This is a genomic window from Candidatus Similichlamydia epinepheli (genome assembly GCF_003056015.1).
This window is the reverse complement of record NZ_PPEU01000065.1, coordinates 1-4,190: the sequence shown is the minus strand read 5'-3', so window position 1 is coordinate 4,190 and position 4,190 is coordinate 1. Positions and strand designations below refer to the sequence as shown.

At 39.0% G+C, this 4,190-nt stretch carries 4 protein-coding genes; 1 reads left to right on the top strand and 3 read right to left on the bottom strand.

What is annotated here, in order from left to right; translation table 11 throughout:
* Nucleotides 1-7 precede the first annotated feature (7 nt).
* Nucleotides 8-172 carry a tryptophan-rich sensory protein gene (locus GCCT14_RS05655; protein ID WP_420885382.1) on the top strand — a complete coding sequence of 55 codons (165 nt, stop codon included), beginning with the start codon at nt 8-10 and terminating at the stop codon, nt 170-172.
* On the opposite strand, the gene uvrB is transcribed toward GCCT14_RS05655, so the two are convergent.
* From uvrB to GCCT14_RS03770, 3 genes are all read right to left on the bottom strand, one after another.
* On the bottom strand, nt 169-2,190 hold the full coding sequence (uvrB, locus tag GCCT14_RS03780) for an excinuclease ABC subunit UvrB (RefSeq protein ID WP_108624302.1): 2,022 nt from the start codon (nt 2,188-2,190) through the stop codon (nt 169-171). The two genes, GCCT14_RS05655 and uvrB, sit on opposite strands and share 4 nt — an antisense overlap.
* 17 nt (nt 2,191-2,207) lie before the next feature.
* Nucleotides 2,208-3,227: a tryptophan--tRNA ligase gene (trpS, locus tag GCCT14_RS03775; protein WP_108624301.1), complete on the bottom strand. Its 1,020-nt coding sequence runs from the start codon at nt 3,225-3,227 to the stop codon at nt 2,208-2,210.
* Nucleotides 3,228-3,289: 62 nt separating this feature from the next.
* A partial coding sequence (locus GCCT14_RS03770) for a topoisomerase DNA-binding C4 zinc finger domain-containing protein (RefSeq protein WP_192875497.1) occupies nt 3,290-4,190 on the bottom strand: 901 nt, incomplete at its 5' end.

Genomic DNA, 4,190 nt, shown 5'->3' with positions numbered 1-4,190 from the left:
AAAACAAATCAAACTAGCCTTTATTGACATCCTAGCCATTTGTTTGTTGAATGGGTGTACTATATTTCTTCTGTGGAAAGAAGATCGTTGTTCATCACTTATCCTTATACCATATCAGGCGTGGCTTATGTTTGCTCTAGCGCTAAACGGTAGTATCGTATATCTGAATTAGAGAGCTGCCTCATTCGAAAGAGATTCTCCTTCGTCGAGATTGAGAAGGTCTCTTTCTAACTTTTGATAAAAACGCAATAAGTCTCGGTATCTAGCAGCTTCTTCATACTGTTTCTTTTGAGAGGCCTTCCTCATAGCTTTATCGTATGCCTTGATCAACTTACGAGCTTCCTGTGTGCTTGTAACTATGTTCTTATGATCCTCATCTACATTTGGTGTTTGCTGAAGAAGACCACCCAATTTTCCTTCTTTACGAATAGTTGTCTTAGGAGAAATTCCAAATTCAAGATTGTACTTTTTCTGAATTTCTCTCCTCCTATCCATCTCTAATACCGTCTTCTTAATTGATGACGTCATATTATCTGCATACATGATAACTCGACCATTTGCATTCCGAGCAGCTCGTCCAGAAATCTGCACAAGAGATGTAGAGCTTCGAAGGAAACCTTCACGATCTGCGTCAAGAACAGCTACTAGTCCAACTTCTGGAAGATCCAAACCTTCTCGAAGAAGATTAATCCCCACAAGAACATCACACCCTCCTCTTCTCAATTTAGATAAGAGATGAACACGATCAATAGTGCCAATATCTGAATGCATATATTCAGACTGAATACCAATCGATCGAAAAAAACTAGCTAACTCCTCGGAAAGTTTCTTGGTAAGAGTTGTAATCAATACTCGACGCCCAAGACCTACCTCTTTCCTAACTTCGCTTATCAAATCATCAATCTGATTAGTAGAAGGACGAACTTCTACAACCGGGTCTATCAATCCAGTCGGACGAATGATCTGCTCAACTATTTTCCCTCCAGACTCATTAACCTCCCATTCCCCAGGAGTGGCTGAGACATATATCACCTGTTTAATCTTTTGGAAAAATTCATCAAATCTAAGAGGACGATTATCGAAAGCCGAAGGCAATCTAAAACCATATGAAATCAGTGTGTTTTTTCTAGATCTATCGCCGTGATACATCGCTCGGACTTGAGGGATTGTTTGATGCGATTCGTCTACAATTAAAAGAAAATCAGAAGGAAAATAGTCTACTAAACATGAAGGCGGCTCTCCTGGACTTCTCCCATCGAAATGTCTACTGTAATTCTCAACACCCTTACAGTAACCCAACTGCAATATCATCTCTATATCACAAGCAGTCTTCTGTCGAATGCGTTCGCTTTGTAAGGTTAAACCTCGATCCAAAAAATCTTTTTCAGTAATTTCAAGTTCTCTGCGAATGGAATAAACAGCTTCTTCACGTACATCAGAAGAACTAACGTAATGAGATGCAGGATAAATAGTCACTTCTGAAAAAGACTCCTGTATCTCACCTGTAATCGAGTCAATCGATGCAAGAAGGTCGATCTCGTTACCAAAGAAACGAATTCTAATTGCATAATCTTGCTCATATGCAGGTACGAGATCAATGGTATCACCCTTTACACGAAAACAAGCACGACCCAGTTCTTCCTTATGCTCATACTGCATCTGTACTAGCCAACCAAGAACTTCTTCCCTCTCAACTTCCTGCCCAACAAAAATACGACACTTCATATCTATGAAATGCTTTGGGACACCCAACCCATAAATACAAGAAACCGAGGCGACTACGATCACATCTTCCCTTTCTAAAAGAGATTTTGTTGCACGCAAACGCAACTGATCTACCTGATCATTTATCGAGAGGCTCTTCTCAATATAAGTGTCACTACGAGCAATATACGACTCAGGCTGGTAATAATCGTAATATGAAACAAAATACTCAACTGCATTATCAGGAAAAAAACTGCAAAATTCATCATACAACTGCGCAGCTAATGTCTTATTATGAGCCAAGATCAAAGTTGGTTTTTGTACTTTCTGAATTACGTTTGCAATTGTAAATGTTTTACCAGATCCTGTGACTCCAAGCAAAACTTGAGATTTTCTTCCATCATCAATCCCTTGCACAAGCTCAGAGATCGCTTTTGGTTGATCGCCGGAAGGCGAAAAATCCGACACGAGTGCAAATGGTTTCATCCTTATCATCCAGTTCGTTATTTGATGGAATACAGACCCATACGAGCACACATTTCTCCCACAAGTTTTTCAGAACGAACACGCATCTTGCTAGTCCCTTCTTCCAAAATTGAATCTAGGAGAAAAACATCTTTTCTATAGCTGTAAAACTTTTCCCGTATAGGGTCTAGGAAAGAATTTAGAACATGCGCCAAACTACTCTTAACCTCAACATCTCCAATCTTTCCCTCCCTGTAACGAGACTTAAATTCATTTACCTCATCCACATTTGAATTGAATATATCGTGATAAATGAAAAGAGGGTTGTTCTCTACTCGACCAGGAATGTCGGATCTTGTGCGGTTAGGATCCGTATACATACTAAAAACTTTTTTTCGAATCACCTCATAATCATCTGAGATAAAAATTGCATTGCCAGCTGACTTGCTCATTTTTCCTTTGCCATCAATTCCCGGCAAGGACGTCATTTCACTTAAGCACTCTTGGGGAAGTGGGAAAAGTGTTCCATATAGTTGATTGAAACGTCGTGCAATATCACGTGCTATCTCTATATGGGCAACATTATCCTTTCCAACTGGGACGAGTGTTGCTTGACTCATAAGTATATCTGCAGATTGTAGTATTGGGTACCCCAGTAAGCCAAAAGAAATTTTCTCGTCTTCCATCTTCGCGTTGTGAGCCATCTCTTTAATTGAAGGCAATCCCATAACACGATTAGCAGAGGTAATTAATTGAAAAAGAAAATTCATCTTGAAAATAGCAGGACAACCAGATTGCAAATAGATAACAGATTTTTCCGGATCGATTCCAAAAGCTAAATAAGATGCCACGAGATCATGAATTCTTCCTGGCAATAGGCTAATTTCCTCTTTTGTAAAATAAGTCGTCATTGCATGTAGATCAGCAACGATGAAAAAACAGTCGGCATCTCCTTGAAGAAGGACTCTTTTTTGAATGGATCCAACATAATGACCCAAGTGAAGAATACCTGTCGGACGATCTCCAGTCAGGACGGTAGGACGTTCTTGCAAAAACATATGGAAACATCAAGTTGAGATTGTATGCAGTATGGAATCGCCTCAATAAAAAAGTAAACGATTCACTCTTCTTTCTGTTGAAGAATATACGGCTTCAAAACCGAAAGCACACGTGTCATAGGAATAGGCTCATCCCCAAGAATCTTTCTTAAAGAAGGGTCTTTTTCTATTAGAATCAATCGTTTATTAGTTGGGTCTTGGAGATCTTTTTCTCGTACATATTTCCAAAAAACCTTAAGTAATTCCTGTGAAGATGAAATTTGTTCCTGACTCAGGATGGAAGCTAAAGTAGGATCGACCTGAAATGAATTAAGTGATTTCTTCTTTGGCTTTTTAGTTTGTTTCTTATTTGCAGACGAAAGTTTTTTCGAAGGAGCTTTCTTTTTAGACTCGACAGCAGTCTGAGGTCTATCAGCAAACTTGGAATTAATTTTTTCCAAATCCTTTCCTATTACATCACATTGAGGATAGAGAGTGCACCCATAAAAAGAAGAAGCAAAACGAGATCTCTTTTGAACCAACTGTCCAGAACAACCAATCGCCGGACATGGAACTGATTCAGAATCGCCAATTAATTCTGCTTTTTCTTGTATCCGAACAGAACCTTTACATTTTGGAAATTCACTGCATCCTAAAAAAACACCAAAACGCCCTTCGCGCAAAGACATAGGCTTTTGACAAATAGGGCAAGTTTGATCCCAATCGAAATCTGGATGAAATTGAGAGCGGTCAAAATCGACTGTTCCAAATGTCGATGTATAGCAACATTCTGGGTAAAGAGAACAACCTATGAAAAACTTGTTTTTAGCCCATATCTTTTGAAGATCACCTTTTTTACACTCTGGACAAGGTCGATTCAAGCTACTTTTGGGTATAATAAAGTCTTTCTCCGCTTGCTGAAGCACAGGGTGAAAACTAGACCAAAACTCTCTAAGAAGTTCCTTCCAATCTTTTTTTCTTTCG